Origin of the sequence: Photobacterium sp. 2_MG-2023, assembly GCF_030547675.1 — a bacterium.
Lineage (GTDB): Bacteria > Pseudomonadota > Gammaproteobacteria > Enterobacterales > Vibrionaceae > Photobacterium > Photobacterium arenosum.
This window is the reverse complement of record NZ_JAUOQQ010000007.1, coordinates 129,775-143,900: the sequence shown is the minus strand read 5'-3', so window position 1 is coordinate 143,900 and position 14,126 is coordinate 129,775. Positions and strand designations below refer to the sequence as shown.

Below are 14,126 nucleotides of genomic sequence, written 5' to 3'. Positions count from 1 at the left end.
GTTATTCCTTATTCAAATATTGTTGTAATGAGGAAATATCTTCATCAAGTTGATTGAGATCATAATCTTGACTGTCTTGCTGAAGATCTGAAGACTCTACAAGCGTTTCCTGCTCATCCTTCAGAACAAGTTTTCTCAGTTGCTGAACACTCACTTGTGAGTTCAGCTTCTCGACAGAATATTTATCTTCGAGAAGTATGGGATCAGCCGAGTCCTTAGTGTACTCCTGCTCTGTAGGCTCTATCTCTTCGCCTGCGCTATGCCAGAGATAGTAATTACCAACAACCACAGCAAGCACTGTAGCTAATATCAAACCTATTATTGTTTTCATACCAACCAAGAAATTGAGATTAAGTCACAAGCAACAATCAGGAATCCGTCACATTTTTGACGATTTACACCTGGTTACAAAGTGCAAATAATATCCATTATGGAAGCTTGAAGCTAGCGCATATTTATAGAATTAAGACAGATTAGGCTATACCGTCTGTACACAAGAGGTATATCATATTTCAACCTCACTCAATCACCGCTCAATAAACAAGCAAAATTTCTTTTTGCTCATCACAGGCTGTGTACAAGTAAAAACCTTATATCAAATTAACAAAGAACTCATCTACCAGTTCGACCTGAAGAATATCTCCGATCTATTGCGTATAAAAAATGGCCATCAGTGTCAGCGACGGCCATTCTTTCAAAAACTAACAATTACCCTACCCGGTGAACACGTATCGAGGTATGAGCACAGTCCCTTTCCTTGCCGTAACCGATATTCACTGGCTTGCCGGTTTCATAGGCTGTTAATCGCGATCCCGGTTTTTCTGATCCTCCCCTCTGGTGCTACCGGCCACTCACAAGAGGCGCCCAGTTTTCAGCCCAGGTGTGATTTGTGCTTTCCCCCATAGCTGCCAAAGATGCAGTCATAAATTCAATAAACACTCTGACTTTGGCGGGTAAATATTCGCGCTTAGGGTAGATGGCAAACACACCATTATCAGGTTGTGGCGGTCTGAAATAAGGATACAGGGACACTAAGGAGCCATTGTTCAAGCCCTGCTTTGCAAGAAAATGAGGTAATTGAGCAAAGCCCAGACCATCGGCACACATACAGGCCATTGCTTCGCCATCATCAGTGACATGCGTTCGTTCTAATTCATAAGGAACATATTCACCCTGCTCATTCGGCAAAAAGATGGGCTGTAGCTGTTGTGTCTCTTTGATACGAAAACCAATCCAGCTGTGCTGGTGAAAGTCATCGGCACATTGGGGTGTACCCTGGGCCGCTAAATAGTGTGGTGAGGCACAAACAAGAAAGTCCATTGGGCTCAGGCGCCGGGCCACCAAGCGGCTGTCCTTGACGTAACCCGTACGCAGTGCGATATCAATATCATTTTCAATGATATCGGCGTGTAAATCATTAATTTCCAGATCTAGCTTGATGGCTGGGTAACGCTGACAGAATGCCTGCAGCAAGGGGCGAAGATAGAGATGGCCGTAACAGACGGCCGAATTGATGCGCAGAGTACCGCTGGGCGAGTCATTCAAATGCTTGAGCTCATACTCGCAGACGGTGAGATCCTGAATCATCTTGCGCACTGTATCGGCATAGCGCTGACCCGCAGCGGTGATACGCAATTGTCGGGTAGAGCGCTGAAAAAGTGTCAGTCCTAACTGCGCTTCCAGCCGGCTGATTGCCTTGCTGACCGTGGACGGATCTGTGTTACAGCTTCGTGCTGCTGCTGCAAAGCTCTCACCATCACACGTGGCTAAAAATATTTCTAATGACCTGAGTTTATCCATTCACTGAGCATCAAGATTTTATTCGTTGGCTGACTATAACAATAAAGACTCATGAATAGTATTCACGACTCAAAGGGATTTCGGCCTATTTTTCTTCCCTTTGCTGAATCTTAATATTCAGGCTCCAACAACAAATCCTGTTACTTCAATGAGGCATTATGTTCAGAAAAGTATCCGCCAATCATCCGCTGGTTTATTTTTTCCTGGCATTTATCACTATGGCCGGACTTTCCTATATTAATTTTCTGCCGGGTATGGTTAATGCACTCGCAGGCAGTATTGGTTTTAGTGATGCGCAGGCCGGACAGCTTGTTGCGCTCAATGGATACGGTGGCCTTTTGGGCAGCACTGTGGCTATTTTTCTGGTACGCCGAATGCCTTGGCAGTCTGCCATGTATACGTTTTTAGCCCTGCTAGCTGTCGTTGATATAGGGACTTTATGGATTGAAACCTACAGTGTCATGCTCGGCTGGCGCTTTTTAGCCGGGCTTTTCGGTGGGCTTTGCGTCGGTATCGGCTTTTCTGTACTGGCCAGGTTAAACAATGCGGATCGTGCTTTTGGCACCTTGCTACTCATACAGTTCAGTCTGGGCGCTGTGGTTATTTACCTGCTGCCGGCACTTGAAACGCTGCTGAGCGCTTATGCGGTATTTTATGTCATGGCAGGCTTTGCATTATTGAGTCTGATTATGATGCTGTTTCTGCCTTCTCTTGCCAGTGAGCGCAAGCCAGTCAAACAATCGGTGTTGTTGACCGAGCTAAATGGCAATGCAGTGTTACTGATGCTGGCCATCACCGCCTATCAGCTTGCCGCCAGCGCTATCTGGACTTATGTCGGGCGCATCGGCCTCGGTGCGGGCATTAGCACGGATAATGTCAGTCTGTATATTGCAATAACCGGATTGCTGGGGTTATTGGGGGCAATGTTACCTGTGATAAGCGGCAACCGTTTTGGTCGTTTATCCTGGGTTCTCGCTGGTGTTGCTCTGTCGAGCATTTCTGCGCTCTTGCTCAGCGTCTCGCCGCTCACCCCGCTGCTTTATGTCACTTCAATGACGCTGCTGTTTTTTTCCTGGCCTGCCGTTCAGTCTTATTTGTTAGCGGTAACGGCTGACATGGACAGCACAGGGCGTCTTTCAGCGCTGGCGGCTGTTGTTTCTTCCGTCGGTTTAGCGACAGGCCCGCTGCTCGCTTCCGGCTTATTAGATAACGGTAACTTTTCGGTCATGCTCTATGCCTGCGCCCTGGTCTTTTTCTCGTGTCTCTTTCTGTTATTCAAGCCTGTTCAGGCACAGGAAAGAACAAAAACCGGTGTGCTGCCACCTCACTATCAGCCAAACACTAAGGACCCAATATGATTCGCTATCTGTTCAGCAAGATGCTTCTGGCATTCAAAAACCGTTACGATTACGACATTCGTTATCAGCAGGATATTCTGAAAACCGATCTCGGGGCTTTCCTGAAGTTTATGGGATTCCAGACCATGTCTTCCCATTCGGGTAATTTGCCCGCAGGGCCGCTGTATGCCGCCAGAATACGCGCCATTCTCTGGGACGATTGCGGCCCGTGCACCCAATTGGCGGTGAATATGGCTCTGGAGGCAAAAATAAGCCCGGATATTGTACAAGCCATTATCAATAAAGATTTAAACAATCTGCCTGATGATATTGCCCTGGTGGTGAAATTTACTGAATCTGTATTGGCTCATCACCCTGAAGCGGATGATTATCGTGAGAAAATACTGGCTTTGTGGGGCCCCAAAGGGCTGATTACAATTGGTTTTGCCATCAGCACTTATCGGGTTTATCCGGCCCTGAAATACACTTTGGGCTATGGGAAAACCTGTCAGCGAATTCAGATCAACGCATCATACATCACACCTGAGCGGAGCGCTGCTTTAACCGGGGAGGCTGAGAATGCTGAATAAATGGCGCATCACAATAGCTGTGCTGCTCGGATTGGCAGCATTGGGTAACGGTGTGTTTATGACGCTCGCCCCTGAGCCCTGGTATTGGATGGTGCCGGGCGTGCCAGACCGGGGACCGTTCAATCAGCACTTTCTGCGTGATATCGGCATGAATTACAGCCTGATCGGTGCCGCTTTTATTTGGGGAGCGATTGACACCAGACATAGCTTGACGCTTTGGTTGATGCCAACTGCCTGGTTAACCGGCCATGCCATTTTCCATGTGTGGGAAGTGCTTGTTGGCATCTGCGGGCCTGAATTTCTGATCATTGATTTTGGCGGCGTTACACTGCCCGCATTGCTGGCGCTGTGGCTGATTGTGACCAGTTATAAGGGACAGGCACATGAATAGTACAAAGCGTGTTTTTCTATTACTTAGTCTGAGTATCGCCTTGGGGGCAACATTAGCTATCGTAGCCCTCGGACTCAACGCACAGCAACCCAAGACACCACAAGCCATTGAGTGGCTGGACAACCCGCGCAGTCTGGCAAGTTTTAGCCTTGAATCTGAGGTCGGTGAGTTTACTAACCAGTCATTAATGGGGCATTGGACCATTGTATTATTTGGCTTTCTCCATTGCCCTGACATCTGCCCAACCAGTCTGGCACAGCTATCAAGACTCTCTGCCGCCCTGACAGAAAACCCTGGCGAACATGATGTTAGTTTTGTGTTTGTGTCTGTTGATCCCGGACGGGATTCAGTTGTCGAACTCAGCCAATATTTGCAGTACTTTGATGCTTCAATTCACGGTGTAACAGGTAGTGAGCCGCAGTTAACGCGCTTTGCCAACAGTCTTGGCATCCGTTTTGAAGTCTCAGCAAACAAGGAAGACTACAGCGTTGCACATTCCGTAACATTTTCCATTATCGACCCTGAAGGCGTTTTCCGCGGGCGGTTTAGCCCGGACTTCGATATGCCCAGCTTAGTGCGGGACTTTACAACCAAACTGAATTGAATTTAACCAACCCGAACAGAGTGACTGACACATTGATGCTACAGGTACTGCATAAACCTCAAATAATCAGTATCAACGGTCAGTACATATGGCTTTGGCAGGTCGAATTTATACAGTTTCAGATTCAATAATCGCCTTGCCGCTCTTGGGTTTATGAAAATAAAACCCTTGTATCAGATCAACTCCGGCTTCTTTAACCCGTTCCGCCTGAGCATAGTCTTCAATGCCTTCAGCAACCACAGTGATGCCTTTCTCGTTGCACATGCTGACCAGAAATTTCACATAGGCTCGGACTGCGCTGTTCGCTTCCATTTTTTTAATAATGGCTCTGTCCAGTTTAAGCTGGGTGAACGGGATAGAGAAAAAGGTGTTGAAAGAGGTATATCCGGAACCAAAATCATCCAGGGAAATGGTGAATCCTGCCTCATCCAGTGCCAGCAGCTGCTGTACGGCAAAAGGATTCGATTCAAGAATGACAGACTCTGTCATCTCTATCGTCAGATTTTCTGGTTGTAACTGATAGTGGCGCACAATAGCGAGAAAATGGGCAACAAAGTCAGGCTGCATCAGCTGAATAACCGATACATTCACCGACGCCTTAATGACGCGGGAATGGGCCTCTCTGTATTGATTTAAAAATTCACATGCCAGCACAAGTACATGGTAGCCCAGTTCGACAATATCCCCGTTTTCTTCCGCAACACTGATAAATTCAGTAGGCATGATCTCGCCATACCGAACACTGTTCCAGCGAACCAGAGATTCCACACTCACTGTTTTTCCTGTTGCAGCACAGACAATGGGCTGAAACAACAAATATAATTCTTTGTCTGTAATTGCTTTTTTTAATCCGGTTTCCAAAAAGAGATGGCGTTCAATCGATCGCTTCTCTTCATCCGCATAAAAAGAAATACAGTCGTCTTTTTCTGAACCGTGCCGCATGATTAACGTTGATTTATATAACAGCGATTCAGCATCTTCACTAAGGCAGTTATCTTCTTTCAACAAATAAACACCCACATTCAGTGACTGTAATGTCGACTGATGAAAAGAGCGAAAACGTTGTTCAAAGTCAGTAAGCAGTGAGGCAATTTGTTGTTTCAATACGCTCTCAGAGTAAACACCCTTCTGTAACACTACAAATTCATCTGGCTGTGTTTTGTACACGTTTTTCGAGCCAAAGGCTTCTTTCAGACACTCAGCACAAAGCAATATGATACTGTTGCCCGCTTGGTAGCCAAATACATCCATTATTTGGTTTATTTTATTTAACCCAAATGTCATTATCGCCGCATGACTTTTGGCTTCCAGCAACTCTGTCAGGGTTTCAATTAATTTACGTCTGTTATTAAACCCAGTCAGTGAATCACAATAAGCCAGCTGATACAGCTTGTCCTCATATTGCTTTTTTTCTGTGATATCTTTATGCGCGCCGACCATATACAGAAGATTACCGCTGTCATCAGCATGAATAACACCGACCGCTTCAATCCAGTGGTACTCCCCCTGCCGGTTGCGCACACGGTACTGACTGATAAAACGGGTTATTTTCTCTGTAACCTGAGTGCTAATATTTTCAATAAACTGGCTTTTATCATCAGGATGCATAATGGCTATCCACTCATCCAATGGTGAGCCGTGTAATGACACATCGAAGTTTTCATAAAAGTGTGTGTTATAGAAATTCACCATATTATCTGGTGTCATTTCCCACAAACCTTCACTACCAGCATCAAATATTTCCAACAACCTATGCTGATTATTAACAACTTTATTGTCGATAATGTCAGATTTCACGTTAAGCCCAGTTGAGTACCAGTAAAAAATGAAGCGCGTAATATACCATACAAGGATAAACGATTAACATATCAACAATAGTGAATAATTACTCTATGAAGAAAAACAGCTTAACCCACTAGCTTTAATTTGAAATTAAGATAAATCAACTAAAATATATAGGAAAATCAGTATCAATAAGCAAGATTATAGCTACACTAGCTACTGCATATATTCTTAGTCATGCTTCAATAATCATTCAGAGCATATTCCATTATGCTCTGAGGTAACATTGCCCTGTTCTGGCGACGTTCAATCGGGACTGATTTCTAACTCGAGCAATTTTTGTCCTACCATAGGTCGATAGAAGTAATAGCCTTGCATTAAATCAACTCCGGCTTCTCTGACTAATTCGGCATGAGCAAGATCTTCTATGCCTTCTGCGACAACAGAAATTCCTTTTTCACGACACATAACAACCAGAAATTTGACATAAGAGTATACGGATGAATCATCAGCCATTTTTTTGACGATGCATCTGTCGAGTTTGAGCTGAGAAAAAGGAATAGAAAAGAAGGTGTTGAATGAGGAATACCCGGAGCCGAAATCATCCAGTGAAATTGAAAACCCTAACTCATTAAGAATCAGCAACTGTTCAACAGCAAATGCATTGGTTTCTAATACGGCCGATTCGGTCACTTCCACTGACAGATAACTCGGGGATAGCTGATACTGATTGACAATTGCCAGAAATTTACGAACAAAATCTGCCTGCATCAGTTGGATAACAGAAATATTCACAGATACTTTAAAATCATGCTGGTGCTGTCGGCGGTACTCCGCAATATATGAGCACGCCAAATCCAACACATGATATCCCAATGGAATAATGTCCTGATTGGCTTCCGCAATCCCAATAAATTCTCCCGGATTAATTTCGCCATAACTGGCGCTGTGCCAACGCAGCAATGACTCGACACTCTTGATCTTCCCGGTCGTTGCGCACACTATCGGTTGGAACATTAAATAAAATTCATCATCCTGAATAGATTTCTCTATGCCAGTTTCCAGAAAAAGATGCCGCTCAATGGCTCGCTGCTCATCGTCTGCATAAAATGCAATGCGTGAATCGTGCTCTTTGCCGTGGCGCATAACCAGCATAGATTTATATAAAATAGATTCTTCATCTTCAGCCGCTGCAGAACCACCGGGTAATTGATAAACCCCGGCATTTAACTTTTGAATTGTGGTGTCGTGAACGGCACGGAATCGCTGATCAAACAGTGTGATCGCTTTATTGATAGTGCAACATAGCGTTGATTTTTCAGGGCAGTCTTTGAGCATGACAACAAATTCATCGGAATACGAACGGAAGATCAGATCGGTGTCAGTAAAGACTTCAGTAATCGCCTCAGAACACAGCTTTATCAACTGATTACCAGCCTCAAAACCAAAAACTTCGACAAACTGACTAAACTTCGTCAGCCCAAAAGTAATGATAATGCCCGGTACACCATCCGCCTGAATGACGTTAAGTTGCTCAACCAATTGCCGACGATTCCACAAACCGGTCAGTGAATCCCGGTAAGCTAATTGGAATAATTTTTCATCATGCAATTTTTTTTCAGTGATATCTTTATGTGAACCAACCAGATATTGCAGTTCGCCGTGCTCGTCGGTATTCAGTACACCCACCGCTTCAATCCAGCGATAATCATTCTGCCGATTCCGAATCCGGTATTGGCTGGTAAAATAGCTGATCTTCTCCGTCACCTGTCGATTCACATTATTTTGGAATTGTTCGACATCATCAGGATGCACAATGGCAATCCACTCATGAATTGGAGAACCATTCAAGTTCACGTCAAAATTTTCATAAAAACGCGTATTATAAAATTTCACCACATTCCCTGGCGTCATCTCCCACAGGCCTTCACTGCCCGCATCAAAGACTTCTAACAACCGATTCCGGTTTACAGCTAAATTGATGTTGATAATGCCTGATTTCACGCCTTGCCCAACTCACTAACCAGATCGAAAAATGAGCGCGCAATATACCATATTAGGATATGCTAAATCACACCCATAAAGCGGATATGTGTTTCAGCTACCAACATCGAGAAAAAACTCCGCGTAAAACCAACTTTGTTATATAAGCCAAAGTAATACTGCTGTTAACTCTCAATTTACCAGAAGGTATGACTTATCTCACATTTACAGTAATGAGAAGCCGTACCTGGTTCACATAAACTGTTCACTTTTATTTACATCCCGAATTCATTCGGCTTTGCAGGCCAATGATTGTCTTCAAAATACTGTGCCAGGTGATCGATCAGTCCCCGCACCGCCGGCAATAGATATTCTCTTGCGGGATAAAGTGCATATACCGACATTGATTTGGGTACCCAGTCCGCTAATACCACGGCTAACCTGCCCGCTTGAATATCTTCACTAACCAGATACGTGGGTTGCACTGCAATTCCCGCTCCTTCTATCGCCGCGGCTTTCAATACGGTCGCCTCGTTTGAAATGAATCGGCACGTCACTTCTACCGACTCAGTAACGTTATTTTTCGTCAGGTGCCACACATGCTGCTCGAAACTACGATTACCAAGGCATTGATGATGACTGAGATCCGCCGGTACCTGTATATCAGACGACCGCTTAAGATAGGAAGGTGACGCCACGATCACAGAATCGCAACCTGCTATCGGCTTTCCGATTAATGACGGATCCGGCGCCATAGCAATACGAATGGCTAAATCGAATCTTTCTGCAATCAAATCTGTTACCTGATCGCGGACATCTATTTCAACAGAAACCTCAGGGTTGAGCGCTAAAAATGGCTGTATTGCCTTAGCAAGCTGCGCATGAGCGAAAGACATACTGGTCGTCAATCTGACATGACCGGTGAGCCGGTCTGCAGGCTGCAATATCACCGCAATATGCTCGGCCTGCTCAACCCAAAGCTTGATTTCTTTCAGGCACTGCTGGCCTGCAGTTGTTAATGCCACTTTGCGGGTTGTGCGCTGTAACAGCCGGGCTTTCATCCACTCTTCCATGGTGGCGATATAGCGGGTCACCATAGAGCGGGACATCTCCAGCCGATCTGCTGTCGTGGTGAAACTTTCGGTCGTTGCGACATCAATAAACACTTTTGCTGCCGTGAGTCTGTCCATCTATTTGTCCGATTTAAGAAACAATGTTGTTGATAATTGATTCTATATCCAATCAAATGAAATCACTATGATGCATGCCATTCCCAATGACATTCGCTGGAGCGAACACATGAAAAAGACATTCTTAATGGCAGCCTCCCTTGTAGCACTTTCTACCGCCACTCTGGCCGAAGCGGCGCCGCTTTCAACTCAGGTGTATAACGCCGATGGCAACAGCTTCCATGTTAATGCCACCCTGGTCTATGGCGAGCATGACGCCATGCTGGTCGATACCGGTTTTACCCGTGCCGATGCCATGCGTATCGCCGCTATGGTGCTGGACAGTGGCAAAACACTGAAAACCATTTTCATCAGCCAGGCCGATCCGGATTACTACTTTGGCGCACAAGTGCTGAAAGAACAGTTTCCTGAAGCACGCCTGATCACCACGCCTGCAGTCCGTGCGGTGATTAAAGAGAAAATGGCGGGCAAACTGGCATTCTGGACACCCAAAATGGGTGACAACGCACCAGTGAAAACTTTGCTTCCTGACGCGTATGCACAGACCACTTTAACAGTTGACGGTGAGACGATTGAAATCCGTGACACCAGTGGCGAGCTGGCGCACCGCCCTTACCTGTGGATCCCGTCCAGTAAAACCGTGCTTGGCAATGTTGCCGTATACGGTAATGTTCACCTGTGGATGGCCGACGCACAGACATCTGCTGAACAAAGCGCCTGGGCACAGCAGTTGGAAGCCATGCAGGCACTGAAGCCGCAAACTGTCATTCCGGGCCACATGAAAGCGGGCACGCCAATGACGGCTGAAAACATCACGTTTGCCCTGAACTACCTGAAGGCATTTCAGCAAACCGTGAAATCCAGTGACAACAGCCAGCAAGTCATCGACACCATGGAGACACGCTACCCGGATGCTGGCCTGCCGATGGCGCTGAGCATAGGTGCAAAAGTCCACATGGGAGAGATGAAATGGTAAATACTGGCGTGACGGTCCATTACTTTTACGACCCACTTTGCGGCTGGTGCTTCGGCGCCGGCCCGCTGATTGAACACCTGGCTGAGCGCGATGATATTGAGCTTAAACTGCATCCCGGAGGCTTGTTTGACAGCAGAGCACTCGACAAAGTGAGCCGCCAGCACTTTCTCGACAGTGATCAGCGTATCCACGCCCTGAGTGGCGTCATCTTTGGCGATGCCTATCAGACAAAGATGCGACATGCAGACACTGTGGTTCTTGATTCCATCGTGCCGGTACGTGCCATTCTGGCAGCCGGGCAATGCGGGAAATCGGCGTTAGCGATGCTCAAACGGATCCAGCTTGCCCATTATCAGCAAGGCAAGACGGTGCATGATGAAAAAGTATTAACCGGGCTGGCAGCCGAGATGGGCATTCCGGCTGAGATCTGGCGTCAAGCGCTCATCACGGCGGATGAGGGTGCCGTTATTGCCCGCACAGCCAACCTGATGAGGCAACATCAGCTGAGCGGCTATCCGTCAATGACGGTTGAGCAGGACGGGCAATTGAAACATATCCCGCTACAGGCCTATTTCGGCAAGCCAGCAGAATGGGCGGCCTACTGGGCTTCGCTGTCCGGCTAACAAGATGACGACTTTTCGAAGGTACAAAAAAGCCAGCTGAAATGCTGGCTTTTGTCTGTTTTGCACAACCAGGCTGAATAGTTCAGCGTGGTGAAATATGGAGGCGCGTCCCGGAGTCGAACCGAGGTCCACGGATTTGCAATCCGCTGCATAGCCACTCTGCCAACGCGCCATTTTGTGATACCGCTTCATTGACTGCGGTGCGGGTGCTAATTTACTGATTTTAAAATTTGAGTCAAACACTAATTGATATTTTGGGTTTAATTGTTCAAATTTTCTCTCAAGCAGTTAAAAACTGCACCAAAGTGTTGATGGCGCCGATAAAACAAAGGCCGGTCAGTAACCGGCCTTCTATTTTTCGTTTGGGCAGAATCTTAATTAACCGGCCACTGCGACAACGAGCGTTTGAAGTCTTCATAGCCGAATTCATTCAGCTTTTGTACTTCGCCATTCGCACGCTGGCAGTAAATCGACGGCATTTTCAGGCCGTTGAACCAGTTCAGTTTCACCATGGTGTAACCGGCACTGTCCAGGATGTGCAGACGCTGACCAATTTTCAGCGGCTGATCAAACTGAGTGACACAGAACTGATCGCCGGCCAGACATGAGCAACTGCCAATCACGTAACGGTGATCACCACTCTCACTTGCGCCGCGGATCGAAGCAGGTTCGTTATAGATTAAGGTATCCAGACGGTGCGCTTCTGTCGCGCTGTCGACGATGGCTGTTTTGAGCTCATTTTCTACAATATCAACAACAGTCACTACCAAGTCTGTGGTTTGAGTAATGATGGCTTCGCCCGGCTCCAGATACAGCTGAACACCGTGTTTTTCAGAAAACGCTTTCAGCGCTGCTGCCAGTTTCTCGACATCGTAGCCCGGCCAGGTGAAGAAGACGCCGCCACCCAGACTCACCCATTTCAACTGATCCAGATACGCGCCGAACTGCTCAGAAATATCATCCAGCAAACGAATAAAGGCATCCACATCTTTGTTTTCACAATTCATGTGGAACATCACACCATCGATACTGCTAAATACTTCCGGGTTGATGTGATTAACCTGTACGCCCAGACGAGAAAACTGACGTGCCGGGTCGGCCAGATCCTGACCTGCATAGCTGACACCAGGGTTCAGGCGCAGGCCCAGTTCAGCCTTACCTTCCACCAGATGACGGTGCGCTGCCAGCTGATTTTGCGAGTTAAAAATCATTTTATCGCAGATATCCGCGACCTCTTTGACGTCATCTTCGCTGTAACCCACGCTGTAGGCATGCGTTTCACCACCGAAGGTGTCATAACCCAGCTTCACTTCAAACGGTCCACTGCTGGTGGTGCCGTCCAGGTACGGTTTGATGATGTCAAACACACCCCAGGTAGAGAAACACTTCAGGGCCAGAACCAGTTTAACGCCGGACAGTTCTTTCAGTTTCTTGGCAATTTCAAGATTGCGGATCAGTTTGCTCTCATCAATCATGAAATACGGGGTTTTTAATTCAGGATGCTGCATATTCTAAGCTTCTATCTAAAGAAGCCGGTGTCGTTTCCAACGCCGGCTTGAATATGGTTAACTCAACAGTCGGTGACTTACTTGAGAATATTAATCAGTGGCTGGCGAGGTTCCAGCTCCTGAACATGCCAGTCCAGGCCAATTTTCGGCATAGTTGCCAGGAATGGGTCCGGATCCAGCTGCTCCATATTGAACACACCGGCATCTGCCCATTTCCCGCCAAAGTACTGCAATGCTGCAGTAATCGCAGGTACACCTGTGGTGTAGGCAATCGCCTGATGCTCAACATCTTTGTAAGCCACTTCATGATCAGCGTTGTTGTAGATGAACACGCTGCGAGGCTCGCCACCTTTGGTGCCCTGCACCCAGGTACCGATACAGGTTTTACCTGTGTAACCCGGTGCCAGCGTGGTTGGATCCGGCAGCAAAGCTTTCAGCACTTTCAGCGGCTCAACAACCGTACCGTCACCCAGTGTGACAGGTTCAGGACTCAACAAACCGATATCGCGCATGCAGTTGAAATAGTTCAGGTAACTGTCACCGAAGCCCATCCAGAATTCGATACGTTTCGCCGGGATGAATTCTTTCATTGAACGCACTTCGTCGTGCGCCATGGAATACACTTTTTGCGAGCCGACCAGAGGGAAATCGAATTCCATCATGCGGGTGTGACAGCCAACCTGCTTCCACTCGCCGTCTTCCCAGTAGAAAGAGTCGCCCTGAATTTCCAGCATATTGGTTTCAGGATCGAAGTTGGTCGCAAATTTCTTACCGTGATCGCCAGCATTGACGTCCATCACGTCGATAGAATCAATCTCATCGAACAGATGCTTCACTGCATAGGCAGCAAAAACGCTGACTACGCCCGGATCGAATCCGGCACCCAAAATACCTGTGATACCCGCTTCTGCAAATTTGTCACGGAAAGCCCACTGAGGGTCATAGGCTTCTGGCACTTGCTGGCCTTCGCTACAAAGGTCAACCGCCACTGATGTATCCAGATAGGACACTTTCGCCTGATAACAGGCTTCCATGATTGCAACGTTAACCCAAGGAGGACCAGCGTTAATAACAAGATCTGGCTGAACCTCTTTGATCAGTGCCACCAGGGCATCGACATCGTCAGCATCCACGGCACGAGCCTCAAGCTTCTTGCCTGGATCTTTCATATTGTTGCGACCCTTGATGGATTCAATGATCTGTTCGCACTTGTTCACAGTACGCGAAGCGATAGTAATATCACCTAACACATCATTGTTTTGAGCAGCTTTATGGGCAATAACCCAGCCAACACCCCCAGCACCGATTTGTAAAATTGCCATTTAATTCATTCCGTCTTCTT

Annotated in this window: 13 protein-coding genes and 1 tRNA gene; 6 read left to right on the top strand and 8 right to left on the bottom strand. The window is 46.9% G+C overall.

The window, feature by feature from the left end; translation table 11 throughout:
- Position 1: 1 nt before the first annotated feature.
- Positions 2–331: a hypothetical protein gene (locus tag Q4491_RS08140; RefSeq protein ID WP_303456265.1), complete on the bottom strand. Its 330-nt coding sequence runs from the start codon at positions 329–331 to the stop codon at positions 2–4.
- A 509-nt stretch (positions 332–840) separates the two neighbouring features.
- Positions 841–1,800, bottom strand: coding sequence for a LysR family transcriptional regulator (locus Q4491_RS08135; RefSeq protein ID WP_303456263.1), 960 nt, complete (start codon positions 1,798–1,800; stop codon positions 841–843).
- Positions 1,801–1,958: 158 nt separating this feature from the next.
- On the opposite strand from Q4491_RS08135, the gene Q4491_RS08130 reads away from it, so the two are divergent.
- From Q4491_RS08130 to Q4491_RS08115, 4 genes are read left to right on the top strand one after another with little or no spacing between them, the layout of a single operon-like run.
- Positions 1,959–3,158, top strand: coding sequence for an MFS transporter (locus Q4491_RS08130; protein WP_303456261.1), 1,200 nt, complete (start codon positions 1,959–1,961; stop codon positions 3,156–3,158).
- Positions 3,155–3,727, top strand: coding sequence for a hypothetical protein (locus Q4491_RS08125; protein WP_303456259.1), 573 nt, complete (start codon positions 3,155–3,157; stop codon positions 3,725–3,727). The genes Q4491_RS08130 and Q4491_RS08125 overlap by 4 nt, the downstream gene beginning before the upstream one ends.
- Positions 3,717–4,118: a hypothetical protein gene (locus Q4491_RS08120; protein ID WP_192016486.1), complete on the top strand. Its 402-nt coding sequence runs from the start codon at positions 3,717–3,719 to the stop codon at positions 4,116–4,118. Before Q4491_RS08125 ends, Q4491_RS08120 begins: the two co-directional genes overlap by 11 nt.
- Complete coding sequence (locus tag Q4491_RS08115; protein WP_192016485.1) at positions 4,111–4,722, top strand: SCO family protein; 612 nt, start codon at positions 4,111–4,113, stop codon at positions 4,720–4,722. The genes Q4491_RS08120 and Q4491_RS08115 overlap by 8 nt, the downstream gene beginning before the upstream one ends.
- 108 nt (positions 4,723–4,830) lie before the next feature.
- On the opposite strand, the gene Q4491_RS08110 is transcribed toward Q4491_RS08115, so the two are convergent.
- The 3 genes from Q4491_RS08110 to Q4491_RS08100 form a co-directional block, all read right to left on the bottom strand.
- Complete coding sequence (locus Q4491_RS08110) at positions 4,831–6,429, bottom strand: GGDEF domain-containing phosphodiesterase (RefSeq protein ID WP_303456254.1); 1,599 nt, start codon at positions 6,427–6,429, stop codon at positions 4,831–4,833.
- 381 nt (positions 6,430–6,810) lie between these two features.
- Positions 6,811–8,508, bottom strand: a complete 1,698-nt coding sequence (locus Q4491_RS08105; protein ID WP_218386398.1) for a GGDEF domain-containing phosphodiesterase — start codon at positions 8,506–8,508, stop codon at positions 6,811–6,813.
- A 254-nt stretch (positions 8,509–8,762) separates the two neighbouring features.
- Complete coding sequence (locus Q4491_RS08100; protein WP_303456251.1) at positions 8,763–9,677, bottom strand: LysR family transcriptional regulator; 915 nt, start codon at positions 9,675–9,677, stop codon at positions 8,763–8,765.
- 109 nt (positions 9,678–9,786) lie between these two features.
- Here Q4491_RS08100 and Q4491_RS08095 point away from each other — a divergent pair, with 109 nt between their 5' ends.
- Together Q4491_RS08095 and Q4491_RS08090 are read left to right on the top strand one after the other, a co-directional pair.
- On the top strand, positions 9,787–10,653 hold the full coding sequence (locus tag Q4491_RS08095; RefSeq protein ID WP_303456249.1) for an MBL fold metallo-hydrolase: 867 nt from the start codon (positions 9,787–9,789) through the stop codon (positions 10,651–10,653).
- Positions 10,647–11,276 carry a DsbA family protein gene (locus tag Q4491_RS08090; RefSeq protein WP_303456247.1) on the top strand — a complete coding sequence of 210 codons (630 nt, stop codon included), beginning with the start codon at positions 10,647–10,649 and terminating at the stop codon, positions 11,274–11,276. The genes Q4491_RS08095 and Q4491_RS08090 overlap by 7 nt, the downstream gene beginning before the upstream one ends.
- 98 nt (positions 11,277–11,374) lie before the next feature.
- Here the strand turns inward: Q4491_RS08090 and Q4491_RS08085 are convergent.
- The 3 genes from Q4491_RS08085 to Q4491_RS08075 all read right to left on the bottom strand — a co-directional run bounded on the left by Q4491_RS08085 (position 11,375) and on the right by Q4491_RS08075 (position 14,106).
- A tRNA-Cys gene (locus Q4491_RS08085) sits at positions 11,375–11,448 on the bottom strand.
- Between the two features lie 202 nt (positions 11,449–11,650).
- Positions 11,651–12,784: a carboxynorspermidine decarboxylase gene (gene nspC / locus Q4491_RS08080; protein WP_303456245.1), complete on the bottom strand. Its 1,134-nt coding sequence runs from the start codon at positions 12,782–12,784 to the stop codon at positions 11,651–11,653.
- A gap of 77 nt (positions 12,785–12,861) precedes the next feature.
- Complete coding sequence (locus Q4491_RS08075) at positions 12,862–14,106, bottom strand: carboxynorspermidine synthase (RefSeq protein ID WP_218386394.1); 1,245 nt, start codon at positions 14,104–14,106, stop codon at positions 12,862–12,864.
- Between the last annotated feature and the right edge of the window lie 20 nt (positions 14,107–14,126).

Bases quoted from the DNA above. Each gene is read 5' to 3' on its own strand.
- Q4491_RS08130 (WP_303456261.1), top strand. From the start codon at position 1,959: ATGTTCAGAAAAGTATCCGCCAATCATCCGCTGGTTTATTTTTTCCTG.
- nspC (WP_303456245.1), bottom strand. From the start codon at position 12,784: ATGCAGCATCCTGAATTAAAAACCCCGTATTTCATGATTGATGAGAGC.
- Q4491_RS08095 (WP_303456249.1), top strand. From the start codon at position 9,787: ATGAAAAAGACATTCTTAATGGCAGCCTCCCTTGTAGCACTTTCTACC.
- Q4491_RS08135 (WP_303456263.1), bottom strand. From the start codon at position 1,800: ATGGATAAACTCAGGTCATTAGAAATATTTTTAGCCACGTGTGATGGT.
- Q4491_RS08115 (WP_192016485.1), top strand. From the start codon at position 4,111: ATGAATAGTACAAAGCGTGTTTTTCTATTACTTAGTCTGAGTATCGCC.
- Q4491_RS08140 (WP_303456265.1), bottom strand. From the start codon at position 331: ATGAAAACAATAATAGGTTTGATATTAGCTACAGTGCTTGCTGTGGTT.
- Q4491_RS08075 (WP_218386394.1), bottom strand. From the start codon at position 14,106: ATGGCAATTTTACAAATCGGTGCTGGGGGTGTTGGCTGGGTTATTGCC.
- Q4491_RS08100 (WP_303456251.1), bottom strand. From the start codon at position 9,677: ATGGACAGACTCACGGCAGCAAAAGTGTTTATTGATGTCGCAACGACC.
- Q4491_RS08110 (WP_303456254.1), bottom strand. From the start codon at position 6,429: ATGACACCAGATAATATGGTGAATTTCTATAACACACACTTTTATGAA.
- Q4491_RS08125 (WP_303456259.1), top strand. From the start codon at position 3,155: ATGATTCGCTATCTGTTCAGCAAGATGCTTCTGGCATTCAAAAACCGT.
- Q4491_RS08120 (WP_192016486.1), top strand. From the start codon at position 3,717: ATGCTGAATAAATGGCGCATCACAATAGCTGTGCTGCTCGGATTGGCA.
- Q4491_RS08090 (WP_303456247.1), top strand. From the start codon at position 10,647: ATGGTAAATACTGGCGTGACGGTCCATTACTTTTACGACCCACTTTGC.